Genomic DNA, 24,757 nt, shown 5'->3' with positions numbered 1-24,757 from the left:
AGTCGACGCCAGCCCGCGGCGAAAGAGGAGATCATGACCAAGCCCAAATTGGTGTTCAACCCGGTTTCGCAGGAGTACTTCGACAATCCGTACGAGATCTACAAGCGGATGCGCGAGGAAGCGCCGATCTACTACGACGAGGAAAACGACTTCTACGCGCTGACCCGGCACGCCGACGTCGCCGCCGCGCTCAAGGACACCGACGCGTTCTCGTCATCACGCGGCTGCGATCTCGCCATGGTGCGCTCCGGCGAGCCCCCGCAGAAGTCGATCATCTTCATGGATCCACCGGAGCACCGGCATATGCGCAGCCTGCTCAACAAGGCGTTCACGCCTCGGGCCATCCAGTCGCAGCGCGAGACCGTCATCAACGTCGTCGAGCATTACCTGTCGAAGGTCGATCCGGACAACTTCGACGTGGTGCAGGACTTCTCCGGTCCGTTCCCCGTCGAGGTGATCACCCGGATGGCGGGCGTGCCGGAGGAGTTCCGGCAGCAGGTGCGGCACTGGATCGACATCAGCCTTCAACGCGAGCCTGGCCAGATCGAGCTGTCCGAGAAGAACATGCAGGCCAACATCGACTCGGGGATGTACTACTACGGCCTGGTCCAGGAGCGGCGGCAGAACCCGCAAGACGACATGATCAGCCGGTTGATCGCCGCCGAGGTCCCCACCGAAAACGGCGAGACACGCAAGCTCGACGACATCGAGATCACCGGCTTCTGCGCACTGCTCGGCGGTGCAGGTGCCGAGACGGTCACCAAGCTGATCGGCAGCGCGGTGGTCGAGTTCGCCAAACATCCTGACCAGTGGCAGATGCTGCTCGACGACCGCAGCAAGGTGCCCGACGCGGTCGAGGAGTTGCTGCGCTACGTCGGTCCGGTGCAGTACAACGTGCGGTACACGCTGAAGGAGGCCGTGCTTCCCAGCGGAACGGTGCCTGCCGGCAAGCCGGTCTTCATCATGAAGGCCGCGGCGAACCGCGACCCGCGCGCATACGACCGTGCCGAAGAGTTCGACATCACCCGGGACCGGACCCAGTCGCCGCACATGGGCCTCGGCTACGGCATCCACAGTTGCCTCGGCGCTGCGCTGGCCCGCCTGGAAAGTGTTATCGCACTCGAGCATCTGCTGGACTTCATGCCGCGCTACGAGGTCGACTTCGATGGACTGCACCGCGTCACGATGCAGAACGTGGCGGGCTACCACAATGTGCCGGTGCGGGTGCTGAAGTGAGGGGGATCGCGCATGACTCAGAAAATCGAAGTTGATTTCGGTCTGTGTGAGAGCAACGGGGTGTGCATGGGGATCATCCCGGAGGTCTTCGATCTGGATGAAGAGGACTATTTGCACGTCCTGCAGGACGAGGTGACACCCGAGAACGAGCAGCAGGTGAAGGAAGCCGTACGGCAATGCCCCCGGCAGGCGATCTTCATCAAAGACGAATGACCGCAGCCAAAGTCGTCTTCGATCCGTTCTCCGAAGAGTTCTTCAACGGACCGTGGGAGATATACCGGCGCCTTCGCGAGGAGGCGCCGGTCTACTACAACGAAGAATACGATTTCTACGCACTGTCCCGGCATGAGGACGTCGCCGCGGCGTACAAGGACTACGAAACCTATTCGTCGGCTTACGGTTTGGACCTTTCGACGGTGCGCTCCGATGAGCCGATGATGGCGAAGATGATCATCGTCATGGACCCGCCGGAACATCGGCAGATGCGCAGCCTGGTCAACAAGGTCTTCACCCCGCGCGCCATCCAAGCGTTGCGTCCCATGGTCACCGAAACGATCGACCGCTACTTCTCGCGCGTCAACCCGCAGCGCTTCGACGTCGTACAGGACTTCTCTGCGCTCTTTCCGGTTCAGGTCATCACGCAGATGCTCGGCGTCCCTGAGGAGTACCGCCAGCAGGTCGGCGAATGGGTGGACACCACTCTGCGTCGCGAAACCGGCCAGATCGACATGTCCGAGGAAGGCATGCAGGCGGTCGGTGAATTGATGGGGCTCTACTACAACGTCATTCAGCAGCGCCGAGCCGAACCGCGTGACGACATGTTCAGCAGGTTGATAGCTGCCGAGATCGAGCGGGAAGACGGCCAGACACAGTCGCTCGACGACTTCGAAATCGCGGGATTCGCAACGCTGCTGGGCGGTGCAGGTGCGGAGACCGTCACCAAGCTGGTCGGCAACGCTGCGGTCACGTTCGCACGCTTCCCCCACCAGTGGCAGAAGCTGCTCGACGACCGCAGAAAGATCCCCGCCGCGGTCGAGGAGTTGCTTCGGTACGAGGCTCCTAATCAGTACAACGTGCGCCGTTCGATGAAAGACATTGAGCTGCACGGTGTCACGATCCCCGAGGGCAAGCCCGTGTTCCTGCTTACCGGGTCGGCCAACCGGGACCCGGAGGCGTTCACCGACGCCGACACCTTCGACATCGACCGCGACCGCACAGAGGCGCAGAACCTCGGGTTCGGGTACGGCGTGCACAGTTGCCTGGGTGCTGCCCTGGCCCGCATGGAGAGCGCGATCGCGCTCGAGCGACTCCTCGACTTCATGCCGCGCTACGAGGTCATCTTCGACGAGTGCAAGCGGGTGGCGGCGCAGAACGTTGCGGGCTGGTCGCACGTGCCCGTTCGGGTGCTGGACTAGCCCCTGATGCGATTCGTCTTCGTGCACGGCGGATTTCACGCCGCGTGGTGTTGGGAACAGACGATCGAAGAGCTGGAGGCACTCGGCCACGACGGCGTCGCGGTCGACCTGCCCGGCCACGGCTCGCGTATCGACGAGGAGTCGACACTGGCGAATCGCCGCGACGCCATCGTGGCGGAACTGACATCGGGCGATGTGCTCGTCGGGCACTCCGGTGGCGGGTTCGACGCCACCCTGGCCGCCGATGCCGCACCGGAGCGTGTCAGCCACATCATCTACCTGGCCGCGGCCCTACCGCGCGAGGGTCGTACCTATCCCGAAGCCATGGCGATGCGCGACGCCGAGGACGGGGACTTCGAAGCCGACGTCGGAGAGATGTTGGGGTACTTGAAATTCGACGACGACGGCGCGATGTGGTTCGCCGACTTCGAGGGTGCGTGGAAGTACTTCTACCACGACTGCGACGAGGCCACCGCCCGCTGGGCGTTCGAACGCCTAGGCCCCGAACGCTTCGGCGATACCACTGTCACCCCGGTGTCGGTGCCGAACTTCTGGGCGGCCGACCTCCCCCGCAGCTTCATCCGCTGCCTTCAGGATCAGTCGATGCCGCAATGGCTGGCCGACACCGTCACGCGGCGACTTGGCGTCGAGCAGTTGACGATCGACACGTCGCACTCGCCGTTCCTCAGCAGGCCCAAGGAGCTCGCGGAGTTATTGGTGCACGCCACCGCGACGAGGCCGACCGGCCCGCTGGTGCCCAACTGAGGTGCTCCCGCGAAATAGCATTCCAGGTCGCGATTCTGCGCAAGGCACGACCCGGAATGCTATTTCGCGGCGGAAGAACTAGCCCAGGCCGTGCAGGATGACGCCGTTGCAGTCGGCGGCGGCCTGACGCAGCTTGAGTGCCTCCTGGTAGGCGTCGGAGTAGTACCACTCCTTGGCCGCCTCCTCCGACTCGAACTCCAGGAGAACCGTCTGGGTGCCGTGCCACTGCCCTTCGATCACCTCGGCCTTCGTGTCGAACGACAGCAGCGTGGCGCTGCCCATTGTCTGGCTCGCCAGCTTGCCGTATTCCGCCATCCCGGCCGGATCTTTGACGTCCTCGGTGATGAGGATGTACGCCTTGGGCATTCGCTCTCCTTGGTTATCCGTCGATTTCAGAGATGGCTTGTTCCGGACAGTTGGCGATGGCGTCCTTGGCCGCGCTTTCGAGACCCGCGGGCACCTCGGACGGGTCCGCGACCGCCCAACCGTCGTCGGTCATCTGGAAGACCTCCGGGCACAGCGTCAGGCACATGCCGTGGCCGGCGCAGCGGTCCTCGTCGACGGTGACCCTCACGGCTTGTCCTCGGCGAGATCGAATTCCAGATGCAGTTCCGTGAGCCCGCGCAGGATGTAGGTCGGAATGTATTGGTAATTGCGGTTGCTCGCAGGGCCGTGGTGCGCCTCGCTGATGCGGATGTCGGTCGTGCGATCGAGGAGACGCTCGAGTCCGACCCTGGTCTCCGCGCGGGCCAACGGCGCGCCGGGGCAGCTGTGGATTCCCCTGCCGAAGGCCAGATGCTGGCGCGCGTTCTTGCGTTCGGGGTCGAACGTGTCGGGATCCTCGAACCGGCGGGGGTCGCGGTTGGCGGCGCCGTTGATCACCATCAACGTGCACCCGGCGCCGATCTCCTGATCGCCGACAGTCGTCGGCACCCGCGACAAGCGGAAGTCGCCCTTGACCGGACTCTCGATGCGCAGGCACTCCTCGATGAAGTTCGGTAACAGACTGCGGTCGTCGCGCAGCCTGCGTTGAATATCGGGCTGATCGCCGATCACCTTCAACGCGGTGGACAGCAGGCGAACCGTGGTCTCCTGCCCCGCGGAGAAGACGTTGGTGGCCACCCGCACGACGTCACCGACCTCCGGCATCGTGCCATCGGGGAAGGTGGCCGTTGCGAGCCCCGTCAGCACGTCGTCGCGTGGCGCCGCCCGCCGATCCTCGACATAGTCCGCGAACACCTCGTACAGGTACTCCAGCGGCGTCTTGGTCAGTGTCTTGTCGGCATTGCCCAGACCTCCGCCATGCGTGCCGCGGGCGAGCCGCTCGAGCAGCTCGGGGCGGTCCTCGTCGGGCACACCGAGCAGGTCGGCGATGACGCGCAGCGTGAAGGGACCGGCGAAGCCCTTGATGAACTCGCCCTCGCCGGGGGCCAGGAAGTCGTCGAGGATGTCGTCGGCGAGCTGCCACATCGCGTCCTCGTTCTCCTTGAGGCGCTTGGGCGTGATCAGCCGCATCAGCAACGCGCGGTGGTTGGTATGCGTCGGCGGGTCGAGCGTCGGCAGCTGGTCGCTGAACGGAATCTCGTCGCGGTGGGCCTCGATCAGCTCGGTGACGTCGTCACCCTCGAGCGGCACGGGGAAGCCGGGGAACGGACCGGTCACCGAGATGCAGGACGAGAAGGTCTCGGCGTCGTTGTAGACGTCGACGGCCTCCTGCCAGCCGGTCACCATCGTCACGCCGTAATGATCCTCGCGGGTGACCGGGCACTTGTTGCGAAGCGCCTCGTAGAACGGGAACGGGTCATCCGTCAGGCGACTGTCCCGGAAGAAATCGACCGAGGTGAGGTCCTCCGTCATGCGTCACTCCGTAATCTCTGTTGAGTACGAGAACGTGATTCTCATATGCGGGTATTAGATTTCCATAGTGGCACGTCGGCGTCAACGAGACGCTGTGCACTCGCTCAGCGCTATTGGATGGGCTCGTCGCCAAGAACCGTGGTACGCAGCATTTCCCTAGGTGAATCGGGGTCATATGGCACCGCGCGGTGGAGTACGCCGTTGTTGTCCCAGATCACGGTGTCGCCGACGGACCAGCTGTGGCGGTACACCAGCTCGGGCCGGGTGGCGCGGTCGAGTAATTCGGCCAGCAGCACGCGTCCCTCGTCGCGATCCATCCCGACGATGTAGTCGGCCGACGCGCCCAGCACCAGCGATTTGCGCCCACTCCGATGCGTCCACACCAAGGGGTGCTCGTGAGTGGGCCGCGCCCGCCATCTAGCCACCAGTTCTGGCGACGGGTCCGGGTTGACCCGGCGCTGGGACGCCTCAAGCGAATGCACGACCCGTAGCGATCCGAAACGCTCTTTCTCCGCATCGGTGAACGCTTCGTAGGCAGCGTAGGAGTTCGCGAACTCCGTCTCCCCGCCGCGTTCGGCGACCTGTTTGGCCGAAAGAACGGTCGCCTTCTGCGGAGGTTCGTCGTACGTGGGCGTGCAACCGTCGATGTGCCAATCGAACGTTGCGCGTAGATACGACGCCGACGCGTTCTTCGATTTGTCCAATGTCACCGGGTAAATGCCCGGCACGGGATGATGGCCGTCAGAGGAATGGTCGATCTTGCCGAGTCGGCGACAGAACTCCACCTGGGCCTCAGGCTGCAGGTCGAGCTTCGGAAACACCAGCACACCATTGTCTTCCAGCGCGTCGAGCACTGCGGCAACCAGTGAATCGTCGGTGCCCAGCGCGTCGGGGTCCAACCCCGTCACCTCGGCGCCCACGGATGCGGTGAGCTTGTTGATGGTCAAGACGGTCATGGTGATGCTGTCCTAGTCGTCGTGGAGTGGTTACGGCACTGGCGCACTGACGCGGTGCATTACGGCGTCAGCGGAGTCAACGGGCTTCTGGGTGCCGAAGACCTCGACGGCCATCGAAACCATGATCATCGAATAGATGAGGTGCAGCAGGTTCAGTGCATCCTCGGGGATGTCGTCCAACGGGAACTTGTCGCAATAGTCGATGGCCTCCTCGAAACGAGGGGTGAACGCATCGTAGAACTCACGGATCTCGGCCATCGGCGTGTTCAGCCGCATTTCCCAGCGTTCGGCTTCGGTTGCCAGACACCATTTTTCGGCGAACTGCTCGAACTCGGCGAATGCGCTCGGCAGGCGGGCCTGCGACATCGTCACACCCCCACCGGATGACGCTCGGCCTTGCGTTCCTCGACGTATTCCTCGACCCACTTGACAGCCTCGTGGTGCAGATGTCGGACCAGGATCTCCTGGTCCGACAGCGGGTAGTCGTCGACTATCGGCTCGTCCATGCCGTACTCCAACGCCGCCTGCGTACCGCCCAGCATGCCCGCGTCTTGGAGCGCGAACTCCTTGAGCACGACGGAGGCCACCTCGTGCTCGATGCGTTCACGAACCGTCCGTGCGGGATGAAATGCGTTGTACGCCTCGAACTTATGGGTGTTGTGCGATGTCGGCCAGTACCGGTACAGCAGATACCAGCCGTGGTAGATGAGGATCTCCAAATTCGGGAAGATCTGGAAGTTCGTGATCCCCCATGGCTCGATGCCGCCCGGGTTGAGGCCCGCGGACTGATGTGTCTCGGGGGTCCGCCACGGCCCCACCAGTCCGCTACGGGTCACTCGTTCGACGGGATACATGTACTCGGGGTCCATCAACCACCGCCGGGTCCCCGCCGTGGACACCAGCCGATGCGGCCCGTCGATCTGGAAGTGTCCACATTCGAACGTCGCAGTGGGTTGGCGCACAGCGCTCGGCACCTGCTGCGAATGTAGGGACGGCACGTGGTAGTACTCCTGGAAGGCATCGGCGAAGATCTTCCAGTTGCTGTTGTTGACGGCCTCGAACTCGTAGCGCTCGGTCATCATCTCGAACGGATAGTCGTCGAGAGCGGTGATCATCGGCCCGAGGAACTCACGCAGCGTCCACCGGGGTTCCGGATCGAAGTTGATGAAGATGAAGCCGTTCCAGATGTCGCAGTTCACCGGCTTCAGGCCCATCCGCGCAGTGTCCAGGCCGAAGAACTCGCCCTCCTGCTGGACGAACGTCAGATCACCCTTGAGGTCGTAGCGCCACCCGTGATACTTACAGGTGAACTGCCGGCAGGTGCCTTTGGTCTCCTCATGCGGAAAGTCGTTCCACACCAGCTTGTTTCCGCGGTGACGGCAGATGTTGTGGAAGGCGCGGATCTGCTGGTCCTTACCCTTCACCACGATGACCGAGGTGCGTGCGACGTCGATCTCCTTAGTGAAGTAGCTCCCGACGCGCGGCACGTCCTCGATGCGGCCGACGTTCAACCAGGCGCGCTTGAACACCGCTTCGCGTTCGAGCTCATAGAACTCCGGCGAGATCGAGTCGCGGAACGACACCGGTCCGGTACCGAGCTGTGGGTAGTGCTCAGTCCAGCTGCCCTCCGCCGGCTTAGGCCACTTCGCCATGCGAACCTCCCTGTCGTTGAAACCCGTTGCCCGTCACTACATCACCGATCCACCATTGACACCCAGCGTCTGGCCCGTGATGAAACCGGCTTCCTCGGAGCAGAGGAAACCGACCGCGGCGGCGATGTCGTCGCCGGTGCCGAGATGGCCAAGGGGAACGCTGGCGGCCATCTGCTCGTTCGACGGCAGATGCCCAGCGGCCTGCCCGGCGTGTTGCATCGGAGTCTCGATCGCCGACGGCGGAATGTTGTTGACGGTGATGCCCGACGGCCCGAATTCACGGGCGAGCGATCTGGTGAGCGACAGCAGTGCCCCCTTGGATGCGGCGTAGTGCGCCATCCCCGGCGAACCGCGCTGGGCGCTCGACGACGAGATCATCACGATGCGTCCCCAACCGGCCGCCAGCATGTCGGGGATCGCCACCTGACAACAGTGGAACGTCCCGGTGAGGTTCACATCGATCAGTCGCTGCCACTCCGCCGGCGAGAGTTCGGTGAACGCCGACCATCCCACCGCTCCGGCACTGGTGACCAGGATCTGTACCGGGCCCAACTCGGTGCGTACCTTGGCGAAGGCTTCCTCCACGGCTGCCCGGTCGCTGACGTCGGCGGCCGCGGCGAGCGCGGTCACGCCTTCGGCGCGCAGTTCCTCGGCGACCCGTTGCGCGGCATCGCCGTTGAGGTCGAGCACCGCGACCTTGTGCCCGCGCCTGCCGAGCTCATGGCAGGTGGCCTCCCCCATCCCAGATGCGCCCCCGGTCACCACGGCAACGCGGCTCATCGGCCTGCTCCTCTACTCATAGACCACGTGCACCGATCGGCTCGTCGGCAACGATTGGCACGTCAGCACCCATCCCTCGGCCACCTCGTCGTCGTCGAGGGCGTCGTTGTTGAGCATGCGTGCGCTACCCGCCACGACGCGGGCCATACACGTTCCGCACGAACCGGTTTCACACGACGACGGCGCCTTCAGGCCTGCCATGCGCGCGGTTTGCAGCAGGGTGTTACCGGTTCGATAGGACGCGGTGACGGTCGCGCGGTCCAACTCGATGACCACCTCTTCGGTCTGCTGCGTGGCATCGAGGGCAGACGTGGGCGCCGGTGCGACGGAGAACCGTTCAAGATGTAGTCGCTCGCGGGGTATTCCGTTGTCGAGCAACGTGGTCTCGACGACGTCCATGAAGGGGCCCGGACCGCAGATGTAGTAGTCGGCGTCACCGCCGTCCGGGATCAGCGCCTCCACCGCGGCAGGCTGTACGACGCCGGCCTCGTCGTCGTAATGGTGTGTGAGCTCTAAACGTTGGTGGTTTGCGGCCGCGAGTGCGGTCAGCGACTCATCGAAGATCACCGATTGCCGATTGCGGTTCGCATACAACAACGCGATACGCCGGTCGGTGTTGATCAACGCCGACCCGATCAGCGAGAAAATCGGCGTGATACCGCTACCGCCCGCGAAGGCGACGATGTCGCGGTCTGCCTCGCCCAGGACGAACCGGCCGTCCGGCGGGGCGGCGCGCACCTCGTCGCCGACCTCGGCGGTGTCGTTGAGCCAGTTGGACACCAGCCCGCCCGGGTCGCGCTTGACGGTGATCTGCAGATCGTTGCCGTTGTACGGGAACGACGACATCGAGTAGCACCGCCGATGTTCGTCACCCGCAACCTCTACCTGCAGGGTCAGGTACTGGCCCGCTTGGTAACGGAAGCGTTGTGCGCAGTCGGCGGGCACGTCGAGGACCAACGACACGGCGTCGCTGGTCTCACGCACCACGCGTTTGATCCGCAGTGGCGCGAACTCCTCGGCGATCATCTTCGTCAGAGTATCAAGTACTTGCGATTAATCTCAAGAGTCCCGAATGTGGTCATCGGCCAGCGTGTGACCGGTGCCCTTCTCGACCACACGGGCGAGCAGGTCGCGCAGCGTCCGCTGCTCGTCGGGGGTGAGTACCCCGAACACCGCTTCGTGCGCCGCGATCGCATCGCTGACCACCGCGGCGGCCACCTTGCGGCCGTCGGCGGTGAGATAGGCCTTCAAAATTCGCGCGTGCTGCGGATCGGGTTTGCGCTCGACGAGTCCTCGTTGCTCGAGCGCCTTGAGTGCGAGTTGAACACCCTGCGGCGTGATCAGCATCCGGCGTGCGAGGTCCGCTCCCGATAGCCCGGGCTCGTTGCTCAGCTGGCGCAGCACGCCGATCTGGGCGGTACTCACCCCGTGCTTGCTGACCGCGTCGTTCACTGCGGTGAGCGAGAAGTACCACGCCTGCTTGAGATGCCACAGGATGTTGTCGTCGAGGTCCATGATGGGTTCCTCGGGCACGGTCATGGCGCTATCTCCCGTCGTGCTTGTAGACGAGACCGTCCTTCATCACGAACCGCACGTCGAGGGTGGTGGTGATGTCGCGTGACGGGTCACCCGGAACGGCGATGATGTCGGCAAGGTAACCCGGCGCGAGACGACCCAAGTCGGCTTCGGCCTCGATCAGCTCGGAGCTGACGACGGTGGCCGCGCGGAGCGCCTGCATCGGCGTCATACCGCGGTCGACCAAGGCGATGAGCTCCTTTGCGTTCTGCCCGTGAGGAATTGCGGGCGCGTCGGTGCCACATGCGATGCGCACCCCAGCCGCGATGGCCTTGGGCAGCATGGCCTGCGCCCGCGGGAAAACCTCTTCGGCCTTCTTGCGCAATTCCGGCGCGATGCGGTCGACGGCCATCGCCTCGGTCAGGTAGGTCGTCGAAACCAGGAAGGTCCCTGTGTCGGCCATCATCTGAATCGTGTCGTCGCTGGCGAGGAAGCCATGCTCGATGCAGTCGATACCGGCCCGGATACATGCACGAATCGCGCTGTCGCCCACCGCATGTGCGGCCACCCGCACTCCGGCGCGGTGTGCCTCGTCAGCGATCGCGGCGAATTCGTCGTCGGAGTACTGCTGCGCCCCGGGAGCCGTACTGTGCGACATGACGCCGCCGGACGCAGACACCTTGATCAGCTTGGCGCCGTGGCGCACCTGATAGCGCACGCATGCACGCACGTCGTCGACGCCGTTGGCGATGCCCTCGGCGACCGACAGCGGCATGATGCCGGGCGCGAGGCGTTGGAACACAGTGGGATCCAGGTGCCCGCCGTACGGCGTGACGGCATGGCCGGCGGGGTAGATCCGCGGACCGACGTGCCACCCCTGGTCGATGGCGCGCTGCAGGGCGACGTCGAGAAGATAGCCCCCGGTCTTCACCATCAGACCGAGGTTGCGCACAGTGGTGAAGCCGGCCTCCAACGTGGTGCGGGCGTTCACCGCGCCGCGCAGAGTGCGATAGACCGGATCGTCCTGCACGCCGTGCATCGGGCTGGGCAGCCCTTCGGGCCCGCCGGGACCACCGATGAGCAGGTTGAGCTCCATGTCCATCAGGCCAGGCAGCAGCGTGACATCGCCGAGGTCGATCTCGGTGGCCGAATCCGGCAGCGGCTCGGTCGGATTGACCGCCGTGATGCGACTGCCCTCCACCACGACGACAGCCGGTGAGCGCACCTCGGCCGCGTCGACATCGGCCCAGCGCGCTGCGCGCAGGACGGTGCGGGTCGTCACGGAACCGGTTCAGACACGCAGTCGAGTGTGGTGGCACCCGAGTCGGGAACCTTCGGTTGTTTCCAGCACTCGACCGGGAAGGACACCTGAATCATCGAATACAACAGATGCATCAGGTTGAGCACATCCTCGGGCAGATCGTCCAGCGAGAACTTGTCGCAGTAGGCGATGGCCTCTTCGGCACGCGCGGTGATCGCGTCGTAGAAGGCCTGCATCTCGGTCATCGTCGAGGCGAGCCTCTTCGCGTAGCGCTCAGCCTCCGAACCGAGGCACCAGTCGGCGAACTCCTCGAGATCGGCGAATTCGGGTGGCAGCTTGTGCGTTTCAGTGCTCGTCATCTCACACCCCCACCGTCTTGCGCTCGTAGTCCTCCACCCATGCCGCGGTTTCTTTGTGCAGGTGGCGGATCAGCACCTCCTGGTCGCACAGCACGAAGTCATCGAGGACGCGCGACTCGACCATGGACTGGGTGGCCTCCAGCGTGTTGGCGTCCTGCAGGCCGTACTCCTTGAACGACACCGCGGCCAGTTCCTGCGCGATGCGTTCGCGCGGCGTGCGCGCCTGCGGGAAGTACACCGTGCCCTCGAAGATGTGTGTGTTGTACGACGTCGGCCAGTAGTGGTACGTCAGATACCACCCCTGGCCCCAGAACAGGATGACGAAGTTGGGGAACAGCTGGAACGAATCCAGGCCCCACGGATCACATTTCGCAGGGTTCAGGCCGGCGGGCATCTCGCCGAGGTCCGGTTTGTCCCAAGGCCCGAAGAGCCCACTGCGGCAGATGTCCTCGATCGGCTTGCGCATCTCGTCGGCCATCTCCCAGGCGCGAATGCCCGAGGTGCTCACCAGTCGGTGCGGCCCCTCGATGCGGTAGTGCGGGGCTTCGAAACCGGCTTCGGCGGCGGCCTTGGAGTAGGCGGTCGGCGACTGGTTCGCATGCAGCACGGGCGCGTGATAGAACTCCTGGAACGCATCCATGTACAGCTTCCAGTTCGCCTTCACCTCAGAGCGGTAATAGAACCGCGAGGTCATCTTGTCGAACGGGTAACCCTCCAAACCGGTGATCATCGGCCCGAGAAACTCACGCAGGCTCTGCTCGGGTTCGGGCGCGAAGTTGACGAAGATGAAGCCTTCCCACACTTCACAGTGCACGGGCACCAGACCGTATCGGCTCTTGTCGAGGTCGAAGAACTCGCCCTCCTGCTGCACGAAGGTCAGATTGCCGTCGAGGTCATAACGCCAGGCGTGGTACTTGCAGGTGAACTGCCTGCACACGCCGCTGGTCTCCTCGAGAGGCATGTCGTTCCACACCAGCTTGTTGCCCCGGTGGCGGCAGATGTTGTGAAAAGCGTTGACCTCACCGGAACCGTTGCGCACCACGATGATCGAGGTGTTGGCGACCTTCAACTCCTTGGTGAAGTAACTGCCTTTGCGCGGAATCTGTTCCACGCGACCAACGTTCAACCAGGCACGCTTGAAGATTGCCCGACGTTCCTTCTCATAGAACTCGGGGCTGATCGAATCCTCGTAGGACACCGGATCGGTACCCAGTTCGGGGTAATGCTGGGTCCAGCTACCCTCCGGCGGCTTGGGGAATCGGGCCATGGGCTCCTCCTGTCGACCGCCCGGCGTTACCAGCCGGGAGCTGCAGCGCCGACGCTATATGCTCCATGTCACAATCGCAAGTAGTTGATACTCCTGCGGAGCGACGCGCCCCCGCACGTCACGGAAGCTTGATCGCCGACACATACATCTCGACTATCGGCCGGTAGAGGTCGACGTCGTCGAGTTGGCTGCTGAGCACCACCGCATCGCTGGTGGCGATCAACACCTGCGCGAAAGTGAGCGGTGGAATGAGCAGCGTCCCACCGAACTTACCGATGCCCTTCACGATGAAGGTGGCGAGCTGCTCGACAACCTCCGACCTCTTGGCCGCCACACGTTCTCGCGCGTCCGGGTTCCGGAACAGATAGAGGGTGAACTCGTGACCGAGGGCCGCATGCTCGGCTCCGCGGTCGATGCTGAGCCGCCGCCACCGCTTGGCGATCTCATCGAGTTCGGGCGCTCCGATCTGCCGAGCCGCCGCCATCACCTCGGCGAAGTTGTCGAAGTACCGTCGCCAGTAACGGTCGCTCACAGCCAGGAAGAGGTCCTCCTTGGTCGCGAAGTGTTTGTAGATCGCGCCCTTGGTGTAACCCGCCGCACGCGCGATGTCATCGAGACTCGCTGGGGTGAAACCCTTTTCGGCGAACACCTCCTCGGCGGCGTCGAGCAGCAGTGACCGGGTGCGCTCTAAGCGCCGCTCCCGCGTCCACTGCTCGACCACGCGCGCAATTATCGCACAGTATCTCAGAAACCAATTGGTTCTTCAGATACTCGGTGGTATCTTTCTCGGCACGCGACCACAGGAGGCGTTGTGAGCGACCTGTCGAACAAGAAGTCCGAGGCCACCGAATCGCTGAGGAGCGTGGGACGGCTGGACTCATCGACGCCAACGTCGTCGCGACGGGTGTACTACTGGGCGACCGCGGGCGGACTGATCCTGGCGCTGCAGGTGTACGTGTGGATCCGCTGGATCACCGGGCCCTACTTCACCCCGGTGGAACCGGGGCCGACCGACCCGCCGACCTTCATGAAGATCGCGCTGATGCTCTGGCAGATCGGCTCGCCGGTGCTGTTCCCGGTTGCGATCTGGTGGTTCATCATCCGGCCGTGGCGTCGCGAACGACGCATCACGTTGGACGGCATGATCATGGTCTCCACGGGGCTGTTCTTCTTCCAGGACCCGCTGCTGAACTACATCAACACCTGGTGCACGTACAACGCGTGGGCGTTCAACATGGGCTCGTGGGCGCCTCACGTTCCGGGCTGGCTATCCCCCGAGCGGCCGGGCGCCCAAGTTGCAGAACCGTTGGGAATCAACGTCTCCGGCTACGCCTACGGCGTGCTGATGTGCACGATTCTCGGCTGCTGGGTGATGCGCAAGGCACAGCAGCGGTGGCCGAATCTCGGCACCAAGGGTCTGATCGGTGTGGCGTTTGCCTGGGGCTTCGTCTTCGACTTCATCATGGAGGGCCTCGTCCTCATGCCGCTTGGGATGTACACGTTCCCCGGCGCCATCCAGTCACTGTCGATCAACGCCGGCACGTACTACCAGTGGCCGATCTACGAGGGCCTGATGTGGGGTGGCGTCCAGGCCGCGCTGTGCTGCCTGCGCTTCTTCACCGACGACCGCGGGCGGACCGTCGTCGAGCGCGGATTGGACAATGTCCGAGGCGGTTTCGCCAAACAGCAGTTCGTACGGTTCCTGGCGATCTTCGCCGCGATCAGCGCATCGTTCTTCGTCTTCTACATCATCCCCGCGCAGTTCATGGCAACGCACGCCGATCCGTGGCCCGAGGACGTGCAGAAGCGCTCGTACTTCACATCGGGCATTTGCGGCGACGGTACCGACCGGCCGTGCGCCGATCCATCGCTGCCGATCCCCACCAGACACTCGGGATACATCAACACCGACGGTCAGCTCGTGCTGCCCGAGGGTGTTGAGATGCCGACGATCGTGCCCCACGAGCAAGGACAATGACATCTTGACCAACAGTCAGCCGGGTTCGGTCGAAACCCGCTCTGCGGCACCGTTCTACCATCCGATCGGCGATGAGGTGGAGGTCTTCCGTGCCGCTGCCCGTCGGGGACTGCCGGTGCTGCTCAAGGGTCCCACCGGCTGCGGTAAGACGCGGTTCGTCGAGGCGATGGCGCACGAACTCGGTCGCGATCTGATCACCGTGGCCGGGCACGAAGACATGACGTCGGCCGATCTGGTCGGCCGGTTCCTGCTCAAGGGCGGCGAAACCCTCTGGGTGGACGGGCCGTTGACGCGGGCCGTACGTACGGGGGCGATCTGCTATCTGGACGAGATCGTCGAGGCGCGCCAGGACACCACCGTGGTGATCCATCCGCTCGCCGACCACCGCCGTGAACTTCCGGTCGACCGACTCGGCACCACGCTGTCCGCCGCACCCGGATTCCAGCTGGTCATCTCGTACAACCCCGGCTACCAGAGCGTGCTGAAGAACATCAAGGAGTCAACGCGACATCGATTTGTCGCCATCGAATTGGACTTCCCCCCAGCAGACGCCGAGACCGAGATCGTCGCGCGCGAAGCCGGGATCGACACCGAGGCCGCCCGCGCACTGGTGGCGGTGGGCAACGCGATCCGCAGCCTGGACGGCTCCCCGCTCAGAGAGGCGTCGTCCACCCGCATGCTGATCCTCGCCGGCGGTCTCGCCGCCGAAGGACTGAGCCTGCGCCGGTCCGTCCAGTCCGCGATCGTCGAAGCGTTGTCCGACGATCGCGATGTGGTGCGCGCGCTCGGCGAACTCGTCGACGCCGTACTCCCCCGGACGTGAGCGCTGCCGGTTCCCCACAGCTCGAGCGCTTTTCGCTGCTTGCAAGCTTCATCGCTGGCCGGGCGGTTGACGTAGCCGAGGCGCCGACCGGTCAGCCGGCGCACACCGACGGTCATGTCGTCTTCGTCTCCGCCGGGGTTTCGGAGGACCGGCAGCGTCGAGAGGTGGTGCTGCAGAGCGCATTGCTCGGAGCGGGCAGTCTGGTTGCAGAGCTGGTCAAACCGTTGCGCGCTCGACCGTCGCTCGCTCGCCGGTATCTGGCGCTCGAGGGCCGCCGCGTGCTGGCCGAGCTGGCCACCCAGCTGCCGCTTGCCGCCGCCATAACCCTCGGAGAGCCACCGACCACCACCTCGGCGGGCGAGTCGCTCGGAAAGGCCCGCGGGCGTGGCAGAGTCGCTGATCCGCCAGGCTGGTTCGGTGTCATCAAACCCTCGCGGCTGTTGACCGCCGCAACAGACAACTCGCGGCGAGCCACCGACACCGACCTGCGACTGCAGTTCGATCCGGTTCATGCGCAATCAGAGGAGGAAGGCTCAGACGACGGACCCGCAGAGGAGAGCAAGATTCTGCGACTCTTCGACAACCCGTTGTTCAACTCCGAGACGGTCGGAAACTTTCTTCGCAAGCTGCTCGGCACCTCTCCATCGTCGGGAGACAGCAGCGGCGGCGTGGAAATGCGCGTCGGCGCCATGAGAGCCGGGCGCACGGCGGGGCCGGAAGCCCGACCGCTGCCCACTCGGATCCGATTCATCGATCACGAGAACCCAGGAGCTACAGTCGGTGTCGGCGGTGTGCTGTACCCGGAATGGGACGTCTTCAGAAACCGATATCGTCCCGACTGGTGCCGCGTCATCGACTATCCGCTGACGACACACGCACATGTCTCCGCGGCCGGCATCCGACGCGACGAGGTCCTTCGCCGACGCCTGTCACGCATCGGTCTCGGACCAAAGGTGTTGCGGCGCAGGCCGGATGGCGACGAACTCGATACCGAGGCGCTCGTCGACCTCGCCGTGGATCTGCGGTCCGGCTACTCACCGCCCGAGCAGATCTACATCGAGCACCGCAAGGTCGCTCGCAACCTGGGTGTGCTGATCCTCCTCGACGCGTCCGGCTCGGTGACCGACGCGGACCACGAGGGTCTCGCCGTACACGACCACCAGCGGCGGGCGGCAGCCACCCTGGCCGCCACGCTCGAAGATCTGGGTGACCGTGTTGCGGTGTACGGCTTTCGATCCCAGGGACGCCATGCCGTGCACCTGCCGGTGATCAAGAGTTTCGACCAACGCTTCGGCGTCACCGGCCGGTCGCAGCTGAATCAACTGCAGCCGTCGGGTTACACCCGGCTCGGCGCCGCGATTCGCGGTGCGGGCGAGATCCTCAAACGCGACGCCGGAACGCCCAATCGCTTGCTGCTAGTGCTGTCCGATGGATTCCCGTACGACGACGGCTACGAAGGGCGCTACGCGGAAGCCGACGCTCACCGGGCGCTGGAGGAGCTGCGGATCGACGGCGTTGGGTGCCTGTGCCTTTCACTGGGAGCCACCACCGACACCGAGGCGTTGGTGCGGGTTTTCGGTTCCGCCAGCCATGCCAGCGCCGCGACGTTGGCCGAGTTGAGCCCGCGGATGGACGAGCTGTTCCTGTCGTCGTTGCGCGAACTGGCGGCGCCTAACGCGCGGGCAGCCCCAGCACGCGTTGCGCGATGATGTTGCGCTGGATCTCTGACGTACCACCCGAGATCGTGCCGGCATAGCTGCTGATGTAGCGAGTGAACCAGCTGGCGGTGAAAAGGTCTGGGCTGTAAGGGTTGTACGGGCCCGTCAACGCCGGGCTGAGCAGACCGTCCGCACCGGCACCATCCAGCGCGTGGCGCAGCGCATTCTGCTCGGCCTCCGATCCGAGCAGCTTCAGCACCGAGATTCCCGGGATGTCGCGCTCGCCGCGCGCCGCCTGCCCGAGAGCGACCGAGCCCAGCAGACGCAACGCCTGATAGTCCATCGCCATCGTGGCGTACCGATCGCGATTCACCTCGCCGACAGGATGGTAATCCTCCAGCAGCTGTTCGAGCCGGTTGGCGAACGCCATCCACATCATGGTGCGCTCGTGTCCCAGTGACCCGTTGGCCACTTTCCACCCGCCGCCCAGCGGACCGACGAGATTCTCGGCCGGCACCTGGACGTCGGTGAAGAAGACCTCGTTGAAGTCGACGTTGTCACGTTCGTACACCGACGCGAACGGGCGGCGCTCCACTCCCGGTGTGTCCGTCGGGATGATGAGCGCGCTGATGCCCTTGTGCTTCGGTGCGTCGGGGTCGGTGCGCACGAAGGTCAGGATGATGTCGGCGTCGTGGGCGCCCGACGTCCACACCTTCTGCCCGTTCACCACGAAGTGGTCATCCACCAGCTCGGCGCGGGTACGCAAGCCCGCGAGATCCGATCCCGCGCCGGGTTCACTCATGCCGAGTGAGGCCGTCATGTCGGCGCGCAGGATGGGCACCGCCCACCGCCGCTTCTGCTCGTCGGTCCCGAACGACAGCAGCGATGCGGCGATGATGCCGACACCCTGCGGGTTGAACGCGTGATAGATCCTCCGCCGCGAGAGTTCCTCGCGATGGACGAACTGCTCGAGGATGCCCGCGTTGCGGCCGCCGTATTCGGGCGGGTTACCGGGCAACAGCCAGCCGTGGTCGAACTGCACCCGCTGCCACCGCCGCGACCACTCCGGCACATGCGCGGTCGACGTCGACGGCTCGGCTGCCTCGGCCTCACTGGGCAGATGCTCGTCGAGGAACCTGACGAACTCCGCACGAAAGGCCTCGACCTCGGGGTCGAAGGTGAGCTGCACAGTCCGACAATATCAAGTACTTAACATTTGCGGCGCGGTGCGCTATGACTGATGGGATGCTCGAATCCGAGAAGATCCTGATCACCGGCGCGACGGGCAAGATCGCATTCCCCATCGCCGGGGCATTGGCGCAGCACAACGACGTGTGGGGCGCCGCGCGACTCAGGAGCACGGCCGATCGCGACAAGCTCACGGCCGCGGGCATCACCCCGGTCGCACTCGACATGAGCGTCGGAGACTTCTCGGTTCTGCCCGACGATTTCACCTATGTCTTCCATGCCGCCGTCGACCCCGGCGCCGGCGAATGGGCACAGTGCGTCGACACGAACGCGCAGAAGTCCGGCGATCTGCTGTACCACTGCCGCGCCGCCAAAGGTTTCGTGTTCTGCTCCACCGGCTCGGTGTACGCGTATCAGGGTCGGCGGCCGCTGCGGGAATCCGATCCGCCCGGCGTCCCGCTGCGCCCGAACTACAGCATCTCCAAGATCGCCGCCGAATCCGTATGCACCTGGATTGCAAGGCAATACGACATACCGCTGACGATCATCCGCATCTGCTCCACCTACGGACCCGAAGGTGGAGCACCCGCCGACCGGCTCGACTTGATGTTGGCGCGCCAGCCGATTCGGCTGCATCCCGATAAGCCGAACAACTACAACCCGATCTACGAGGACGACTACGTCGAGCTGGGTATCCGCGCATTGGAGGTCGCGGCGACACCCCCGATCGTGGTGAACTGGGCCGGCAGCGAGACGGTCAGCGTGGAGGACTATTGCGCCTACATGGGTGAGCTCGTCGGTGTCGAACCGACCTTTACATATAGCGCGGACGCGCATACTCCGTTGTGGCCTGACGTCACGTACATGCACGAGATCCTCGGCCCGACGAAGGTGCATTGGCGCGACGGGTTCCGACGCATGATCGCCGCACGACACCCCGAGATCGTCCTGCCCGAAACCTCGACGCCCTGAAGGACATTCGATGCAGCTACCTGGCACCCCCTCCGATGAGATCGACGACGTCCTTGCTACCGGTCGCGGCGACATCACCACCCTGTTCGTCTCCATGGCCACTCGACATCCCGACGGTGCCGACGCCGAGTACCTGCGCTGGCACACCCTCGATCACCGCCCCGAACAGCACCGGCTGTCGGCGGTGCGAGCGTCTCTGCGGCTGGTGTCGACGCCCGCATGCCGCGCGGCGCGCGCCGTGGCGCACGAGCCGCACAACTCGATCGACCATGTGATGACGTACTTCTTCACCGACATCGCGGGCATGGACGGCTTTCTCGCGCTGGCGAAGGCGCTCATCGGCGGCAAGCGGAAACTTCCGCTGTTGCCGCCGGTCGAACGCGGTATCTACGACGTGAAGGTCAAGTCGGCGGCGCCGCGCGTCAAGGTGGGCTCCGACGTGCTGCCGTGGTGGCCGGTGAAAGGCGTGTACCTGCTGCTGGAAAGCGGTGATGCGCCGACGGATTCGCTGCTTTCCGTCGACGGGGTGGCCGGTGTCTGGTCGGCGACCTCGCTAAACGTCGACGCCCGGCTGGCGAGCGCACCGGGCGGTCAGTCGATCACATACTGCTTCCTCGACGACGACCCGGTGATCACGGCGAAGCGGCTGGACCCGGTGCTGACCACACGATGGCAGGAGAGCGGTGTCGAACCGATGCTGGCCGCGCCCTTCTATCCCGTCGTCCCGCACGAGTGGGACCGCTATGTGCCGTAGGAGGATTTGATGCGCATCGGCTTGATGGTCGGCTCCGACAAGGAGCGCTCGCGTGCCGATCGGTTGACCGGACTTCTGGACGACGGAAAGACTGCCGAGAGAGACGGTTTCGCGTCGTTCTGGATGCCGCAGGTCCCGGGTTATCTCGACGCGATGACGGCCGTCGCGCTCCTCGGGCAGGTCACCAACCGTATCGAGATCGGCACCGCCGTCGTGCCGATCCAGACCCGCCATCCGCTGATCATGGCGCAACAGGCGTTGACGACCCAGGTGGCGTGCGCGGGCCGCTTTACGCTCGGTGTCGGGCCGTCGCACCACTGGATCATCACCGACCAACTCGGGCTGCCGTACGACAAACCGGCGCTGCTGGTGCGTGACTACCTCGACGTGCTCGATGCGGCGTTAGCCGGTCCCGGCCCGATCGCTGTGGACAACAACAGCTTTCACGTGCACGGCCCGGTGGACGTCACCGAGGACTTCGGCGTGCAGGTGCTCGTCGCCGCCCTCGGGCCTGCGATGCTGCGGCTCGCAGGCGAACGCACGGGCGGAACGATTCTCTGGATGGCCGACGAACGGGCGATCGGCGACTACGTCGTTCCCCGTATCGTCGCCGCGGCGGAGGCGGTGGGCCGGACCGGGACGCGCATCATCGCAGGTGTTCCCGTCGCCCTGTGCTCCAACAGCGAGGTGGATGCCGCCCGGTCCTATGCCAGCGAGGTGCTCGGCCATGCCGACTTCTCCCCCAACTACGTCCGGCTACTGGAGCACGGGGACGCCGAAGACGTCGGAGACACGATGGCGGCGGGCGACGAAGCGAGCATCCTGGCCCGGTTGCGTCGTTATCGCGACGCCGGTGTCACCGACCTCGCCGTGCGGGTGGTGCCGCTGGGCGACGACGCCGACAGTCGAAGCGAATCACGTGCCCGGACACAGGAGTTCCTGTCCTCCGCCATCACGTCACTGAGCTCGTGACGCTCCAGTGACGGCCCGCACCGTCATCGCGGCCGCGAGAAGACCGAGGACCATCACCAGCACCACCACCCCGACCCATCCACCTGCCAGCCAGGCCACCCCGCCGACCCACCCGAAAATGCTCGATCCGGCGTAATAGCTGATCGTGTACAACGAGCTTGCCTGTGCCCGCCCGCCAGAAGCCTGCGCCCCCACCAGGTTCGTGGCGACCGCATGTCCGATGAACAGGCCGGTCGTCAGAACCACGACGCCGACGACGATCAGGGTCAGCGGCCCCGCCAACGTGATCGCCGCACCGACGGCGAGTAGGCAGCAGCCGGTCGCGAGCACCACCGACGGACCGACGCGACCGGTCAGCCGGCCGGCGACATGGGAACCGATGGTGCCGCCGAGGTACGCGAGGAAGATCAGTGATACGACCGTGGGGTTCAGCGAGTACGGCGGGGCCTCGAGCCGGAACGGCAGATAGTTGAACACCGCGATCATCCCGCCGACGAGCGTCCCGCCGATCCCGAAGAGCGCCAGCATGCGTGGATCGCGAAGGTGGTCGAGCACTGTGTTTCGTGCAGGCGTGGACGTAGTCGGCGAATCCCCTGATGGCAGAAGCGCGATCAACGCCGCCATCAGCAGCATCACCACAGCGCCAAGGATTGTCAGCGACATCCGCCAACCGAGATGCTCGGCGACCGGAGCGACGATGATGCGGCCACTCAAGCCACCCAACGACGTGGCGGCCACGTAGCTGCCCGCCATCCCCGCGACCCTCGATGGTTGTGCCGTCTCGTGTAGCAACGCGACGGCGAGCGCGGGGATACCGCCCAGCGCGACACCTTGCACCAGTCGACCGACCAGCAGGGCATCGAACGACGTCAGCCAGGGAACGCTCAGCGCTGTCAGCGCGGCACCGACGGCGGCCATGCGCATCGCGGCCCGCCGACCGATTCGGTCCGACAGCCATGCCCAGGGCAGCACGGACAACGCGAGGCCGAACGTGGTCGCCGACACCAGCAACGAAACGCGCGACGCGCTCACCGAGGTCTCGTGCGCGATATGGGTCAACAACCCCTGCGGGGCGTACATCAGCGAGAACGCTGCCAAACCTGCGCACCACAATGCCGCCGACAACTGCCGCTCGGATCTGGGCGCGCTCGTGACCAGCACGTGATCGAACGTAGGAGTTACAAACTCATATGTCTAATGCATATTTAGGCGCACTCACATACATTTACGTCATGAATGACGAGGCCGTGACCGAAGTGCTGCCCTACCTGCCCGTCTTGGTGGCACTCGGCGACGTAGAGCACGTCACCACGGCAGCGTCGATGCTGCGGATGCCACAACCCACGGTCAGCCGAATCGTCCGCCGCCTCGAGGAGCGGCTGGGCGTGAAGCTCATCGAGCCGGTTGGCCGCGGTGTCCGGCTGACCGATTCCGCGCGCGCCTTCATCCCGTACGCCGAACGGGCGCTCGAGTCGGTGTCGGACGGACTGGAAAGCCTGCGATCCCGCGAGGAATCGTGGCGCGCCACCGTGCGCATCGCCTTCCAGACATCGCTCGGCGAACGATTCGTCCCCGAGTTGATCAAAGCGGCGCGCCAGTCACATCCCGGCATGAAGTTCGTGTTGAGTCAGGGTGCTCGGCGCACGTGCCTGGACACGTTGATGGACGGCGGTACGGACATCGCACTGGTTTCGCGCCTGAAGCCGCCACCCGAAGGCCTGAACACCATCCACCTGTTCGACCAGCCGCTCTGTGTTCTGGTGTCGGTGGATCACCGGTGGGCGCACAAGACGGCGCTGAGGATACGCAATCTCGCATCTGAGCCGATCATCACGCTCAAACCCGATTTCGGTCTGCGGGGTTCGGTCGAGGAGTTGTTCTCCGCCGCGAACGTGTTGCCCACCATCGCGTTCGAAGGCGACGACCTTCACACGATGCGTGGCCTGGTGGCTTCCGGACTGGGTATCGCCATCGCGCCACGCGAGTCGGTGGTGCCGCGAGGTTGCGTACAGATCCCGATCACCGACCGGGCGGCGCGTCGCGACATCGGCGCCGCGGTGGTACGCAACAGGGCCACCTCGCCCGCTGTGCGTGTGGTACTGGATCTGCTCGCCAAGCACCACTTCTCATGAGTGCGCCGCGGTGTTATCCGAATCCGTTTCGGGGGCATAGGAACCCATGAACTCGACGGGTACGCCGCCCACCGTGCAGAAGAACAGGTCGACGCCCGGGACGCCGGTGTCGAGCGCGGTGACGTCGCTCGCGTGGGCCTCGGCCCGCTCGCGCGTGCCCGCGAAGTCATCGGTGAGAAACGACAGTGCCGCAAGGCCCTCCGGGGCGACGTCACGCAGGTGCTCGGGAACGTCGAGCACTTCGATCAGTCCGGCGTCGCCGGTGCCGAGCATCGTGACATCCGCTCCGTCGGACGGCGGCCAGCCCAGGGTTTTCTCCAGAATCTCCCCCGGCACGCGCATCTGGAATTGGATCTCCATGCCGACGACGTCGGTCAGGAAGGCAACAAACGTCTGCGCCGAATGGCTGCGCATCACCACGTGGTGCAGTCGGGGTGCCATGTCTATGCGCCCAGCATGACGAGGCCGCCGTCGATGGCGACGAGCTGCCCGGTCATGAAATGTGAAGCGTCACTGCAGAAGAAGATCAGCGCGGGGCCGAGGTCCTCGACGGGATCGCCCAGCGCACCGCCCAACGGGATGGTCTTCTTGATCTCGGCGTCGATGAACTCGGCGGCCGCAGGGCCCAGGAACTCACGCAGCCTGTCGGCGCCCGGAGTCTGCACAGCAGGAGCCAACGCGATCGCCGATACCTTCTCGGCGGCCCACGCCTTGGCGATCGATCGGGTCCACGCCGACACGGCACCCTTGGTCGCGGCGTAGACGGCCGAGATGGGGCTGCCCATCACCGCCTCCCCCGACCCGAAGTTGATGATGCGCCCACCCCCGCTCTTGCGCATCACCGCGTAGGCGGCCTGGTTGGTGAAGATGGTGGCCTTCAGGTTGGTCGCGACAAGGAAGTCGATGTCCTCGCCGGTGATCTGACCGGGGATACCCGCCTGCCACATGCCGGCGGCGTGCAGCAGCACGTCAAGGCCGCCCAGCTGCTCGGCGGCGGTGGCCACCATGTCGTCGACCGCGGCGGCGTCGCGCACGTCGCACTGCAGCCACGAGACGCCGTCGACGTCGGGCGGGGGTGTCGTGTGATAGGTCGCGACGACGCCGGCGCCCGCCCCGGTCAGGACCTCGACGGCTGCCGCGCCGATACCCGTCGCGCCGCCGGTCACCAGTATTCGTCTGCCATCCAGGGAACCTGCCATCACTAGATAGTTAGACAA

The 24,757-nt window shown here is 64.9% G+C and carries 28 protein-coding genes; 11 read left to right on the top strand and 17 right to left on the bottom strand.

The features are described 5' to 3' along the window. Positions 1 to 33 precede the first annotated feature (33 nt). Genes H7J93_RS06625 through H7J93_RS06610 form a run of 4 tightly spaced genes read left to right on the top strand, consistent with a single transcriptional unit; the run spans position 34 to position 3,416 of the window. The gene (locus tag H7J93_RS06625) at positions 34 to 1,236 is read left to right on the top strand and encodes a cytochrome P450 (protein WP_267305495.1); all 1,203 of its coding nucleotides are present in this window, start codon (positions 34 to 36) and stop codon (positions 1,234 to 1,236) included. A 12-nt stretch (positions 1,237 to 1,248) separates the two neighbouring features. Next, a complete protein-coding gene (locus tag H7J93_RS06620) occupies positions 1,249 to 1,449 on the top strand; it encodes a ferredoxin (RefSeq protein ID WP_267305494.1) in 201 nt (66 codons plus the stop codon). Then, positions 1,446 to 2,651, top strand: coding sequence for a cytochrome P450 (locus H7J93_RS06615; protein WP_267305493.1), 1,206 nt, complete (start codon positions 1,446 to 1,448; stop codon positions 2,649 to 2,651). The genes H7J93_RS06620 and H7J93_RS06615 overlap by 4 nt, the downstream gene beginning before the upstream one ends. 6 nt (positions 2,652 to 2,657) lie before the next feature. After that, positions 2,658 to 3,416 (top strand): alpha/beta fold hydrolase, encoded by a 759-nt coding sequence (locus H7J93_RS06610; protein WP_267305492.1) that lies wholly within the window; start codon positions 2,658 to 2,660, stop codon positions 3,414 to 3,416. A gap of 78 nt (positions 3,417 to 3,494) precedes the next feature. On the opposite strand, the gene H7J93_RS06605 is transcribed toward H7J93_RS06610, so the two are convergent. From H7J93_RS06605 to H7J93_RS06545, 13 genes are all read right to left on the bottom strand, one after another. Further along, positions 3,495 to 3,782 (bottom strand): DUF1330 domain-containing protein, encoded by a 288-nt coding sequence (locus H7J93_RS06605; RefSeq protein ID WP_267305491.1) that lies wholly within the window; start codon positions 3,780 to 3,782, stop codon positions 3,495 to 3,497. Positions 3,783 to 3,795: 13 nt separating this feature from the next. After that, positions 3,796 to 3,990, bottom strand: coding sequence for a ferredoxin (locus H7J93_RS06600; RefSeq protein ID WP_083153187.1), 195 nt, complete (start codon positions 3,988 to 3,990; stop codon positions 3,796 to 3,798). After that, the gene (locus H7J93_RS06595; RefSeq protein ID WP_267305490.1) at positions 3,987 to 5,273 is read right to left on the bottom strand and encodes a cytochrome P450; all 1,287 of its coding nucleotides are present in this window, start codon (positions 5,271 to 5,273) and stop codon (positions 3,987 to 3,989) included. The genes H7J93_RS06600 and H7J93_RS06595 overlap by 4 nt, the downstream gene beginning before the upstream one ends. 110 nt (positions 5,274 to 5,383) lie before the next feature. Then, positions 5,384 to 6,229: a TauD/TfdA dioxygenase family protein gene (locus H7J93_RS06590; RefSeq protein ID WP_267305489.1), complete on the bottom strand. Its 846-nt coding sequence runs from the start codon at positions 6,227 to 6,229 to the stop codon at positions 5,384 to 5,386. Between the two features lie 30 nt (positions 6,230 to 6,259). Further along, positions 6,260 to 6,595 (bottom strand): hypothetical protein, encoded by a 336-nt coding sequence (locus H7J93_RS06585; RefSeq protein WP_267305488.1) that lies wholly within the window; start codon positions 6,593 to 6,595, stop codon positions 6,260 to 6,262. Between the two features lie 2 nt (positions 6,596 to 6,597). Beyond that, a complete protein-coding gene (locus H7J93_RS06580; protein ID WP_267305487.1) occupies positions 6,598 to 7,881 on the bottom strand; it encodes an aromatic ring-hydroxylating oxygenase subunit alpha in 1,284 nt (427 codons plus the stop codon). A 36-nt stretch (positions 7,882 to 7,917) separates the two neighbouring features. Next, positions 7,918 to 8,661 carry an SDR family NAD(P)-dependent oxidoreductase gene (locus tag H7J93_RS06575; protein ID WP_267305486.1) on the bottom strand — a complete coding sequence of 248 codons (744 nt, stop codon included), beginning with the start codon at positions 8,659 to 8,661 and terminating at the stop codon, positions 7,918 to 7,920. Between the two features lie 12 nt (positions 8,662 to 8,673). Continuing rightward, positions 8,674 to 9,687, bottom strand: a complete 1,014-nt coding sequence (locus H7J93_RS06570; protein WP_267305485.1) for a ferredoxin--NADP reductase — start codon at positions 9,685 to 9,687, stop codon at positions 8,674 to 8,676. A 33-nt stretch (positions 9,688 to 9,720) separates the two neighbouring features. Further along, positions 9,721 to 10,176: a MarR family winged helix-turn-helix transcriptional regulator gene (locus H7J93_RS06565; protein WP_267305943.1), complete on the bottom strand. Its 456-nt coding sequence runs from the start codon at positions 10,174 to 10,176 to the stop codon at positions 9,721 to 9,723. Positions 10,177 to 10,204: 28 nt separating this feature from the next. Continuing rightward, positions 10,205 to 11,458: a metal-dependent hydrolase family protein gene (locus tag H7J93_RS06560; protein WP_267305484.1), complete on the bottom strand. Its 1,254-nt coding sequence runs from the start codon at positions 11,456 to 11,458 to the stop codon at positions 10,205 to 10,207. Continuing rightward, positions 11,455 to 11,796 carry a hypothetical protein gene (locus tag H7J93_RS06555; protein ID WP_267305483.1) on the bottom strand — a complete coding sequence of 114 codons (342 nt, stop codon included), beginning with the start codon at positions 11,794 to 11,796 and terminating at the stop codon, positions 11,455 to 11,457. Before H7J93_RS06555 ends, H7J93_RS06560 begins: the two co-directional genes overlap by 4 nt. Before the next feature lies 1 nt (position 11,797). Continuing rightward, entirely contained in the window at positions 11,798 to 13,063 is a 1,266-nt protein-coding gene (locus H7J93_RS06550; RefSeq protein WP_267305482.1) for an aromatic ring-hydroxylating oxygenase subunit alpha, read from the bottom strand. Between the two features lie 118 nt (positions 13,064 to 13,181). After that, on the bottom strand, positions 13,182 to 13,784 hold the full coding sequence (locus H7J93_RS06545) for a TetR/AcrR family transcriptional regulator (protein WP_267305481.1): 603 nt from the start codon (positions 13,782 to 13,784) through the stop codon (positions 13,182 to 13,184). A 90-nt stretch (positions 13,785 to 13,874) separates the two neighbouring features. Between H7J93_RS06545 and H7J93_RS06540 the strand changes: the two genes are divergently transcribed. The 3 genes from H7J93_RS06540 to H7J93_RS06530 are packed head-to-tail and all read left to right on the top strand — an operon-like array spanning position 13,875 to position 17,573. Then, on the top strand, positions 13,875 to 15,041 hold the full coding sequence (locus H7J93_RS06540) for a spirocyclase AveC family protein (RefSeq protein WP_267305480.1): 1,167 nt from the start codon (positions 13,875 to 13,877) through the stop codon (positions 15,039 to 15,041). A gap of 1 nt (position 15,042) precedes the next feature. After that, on the top strand, positions 15,043 to 15,864 hold the full coding sequence (locus H7J93_RS06535; protein ID WP_267305942.1) for a CbbQ/NirQ/NorQ/GpvN family protein: 822 nt from the start codon (positions 15,043 to 15,045) through the stop codon (positions 15,862 to 15,864). Then, positions 15,861 to 17,573 (top strand): nitric oxide reductase activation protein NorD, encoded by a 1,713-nt coding sequence (locus H7J93_RS06530; protein WP_267305479.1) that lies wholly within the window; start codon positions 15,861 to 15,863, stop codon positions 17,571 to 17,573. Before H7J93_RS06535 ends, H7J93_RS06530 begins: the two co-directional genes overlap by 4 nt. Here H7J93_RS06530 and H7J93_RS06525 read toward each other — a convergent pair. Continuing rightward, positions 17,536 to 18,711: an acyl-CoA dehydrogenase family protein gene (locus tag H7J93_RS06525; protein WP_267305478.1), complete on the bottom strand. Its 1,176-nt coding sequence runs from the start codon at positions 18,709 to 18,711 to the stop codon at positions 17,536 to 17,538. The two genes, H7J93_RS06530 and H7J93_RS06525, sit on opposite strands and share 38 nt — an antisense overlap. A 56-nt stretch (positions 18,712 to 18,767) precedes the next feature. Between H7J93_RS06525 and H7J93_RS06520 the strand changes: the two genes are divergently transcribed. The 3 genes from H7J93_RS06520 to H7J93_RS06510 are packed head-to-tail and all read left to right on the top strand — an operon-like array spanning position 18,768 to position 21,408. After that, positions 18,768 to 19,682 (top strand): NAD-dependent epimerase/dehydratase family protein, encoded by a 915-nt coding sequence (locus tag H7J93_RS06520; protein ID WP_267305941.1) that lies wholly within the window; start codon positions 18,768 to 18,770, stop codon positions 19,680 to 19,682. A 10-nt stretch (positions 19,683 to 19,692) separates the two neighbouring features. Further along, positions 19,693 to 20,436 carry a hypothetical protein gene (locus H7J93_RS06515; RefSeq protein WP_267305477.1) on the top strand — a complete coding sequence of 248 codons (744 nt, stop codon included), beginning with the start codon at positions 19,693 to 19,695 and terminating at the stop codon, positions 20,434 to 20,436. Between the two features lie 9 nt (positions 20,437 to 20,445). Then, positions 20,446 to 21,408: a TIGR03564 family F420-dependent LLM class oxidoreductase gene (locus H7J93_RS06510; protein WP_267305476.1), complete on the top strand. Its 963-nt coding sequence runs from the start codon at positions 20,446 to 20,448 to the stop codon at positions 21,406 to 21,408. Here the strand turns inward: H7J93_RS06510 and H7J93_RS06505 are convergent. Beyond that, positions 21,394 to 22,569, bottom strand: coding sequence for an MFS transporter (locus tag H7J93_RS06505; RefSeq protein WP_267305475.1), 1,176 nt, complete (start codon positions 22,567 to 22,569; stop codon positions 21,394 to 21,396). The two genes, H7J93_RS06510 and H7J93_RS06505, sit on opposite strands and share 15 nt — an antisense overlap. Before the next feature lie 71 nt (positions 22,570 to 22,640). Between H7J93_RS06505 and H7J93_RS06500 the strand changes: the two genes are divergently transcribed. Then, entirely contained in the window at positions 22,641 to 23,540 is a 900-nt protein-coding gene (locus tag H7J93_RS06500; protein WP_267305474.1) for a LysR family transcriptional regulator, read from the top strand. Here H7J93_RS06500 and H7J93_RS06495 read toward each other — a convergent pair. Both H7J93_RS06495 and H7J93_RS06490 read right to left on the bottom strand, forming a co-directional pair. After that, positions 23,535 to 23,981 (bottom strand): VOC family protein, encoded by a 447-nt coding sequence (locus H7J93_RS06495; protein WP_267305473.1) that lies wholly within the window; start codon positions 23,979 to 23,981, stop codon positions 23,535 to 23,537. The genes H7J93_RS06500 and H7J93_RS06495 overlap by 6 nt on opposite strands. 2 nt (positions 23,982 to 23,983) lie before the next feature. Further along, positions 23,984 to 24,739: an SDR family NAD(P)-dependent oxidoreductase gene (locus H7J93_RS06490; RefSeq protein ID WP_267305472.1), complete on the bottom strand. Its 756-nt coding sequence runs from the start codon at positions 24,737 to 24,739 to the stop codon at positions 23,984 to 23,986. Positions 24,740 to 24,757 lie beyond the last annotated feature (18 nt).

This window comes from Mycobacterium barrassiae, from assembly GCF_025822765.1.
Lineage (GTDB): Bacteria > Actinomycetota > Actinomycetes > Mycobacteriales > Mycobacteriaceae > Mycobacterium > Mycobacterium barrassiae.
This window is presented reverse-complemented; position numbering and strand designations above follow the sequence as displayed.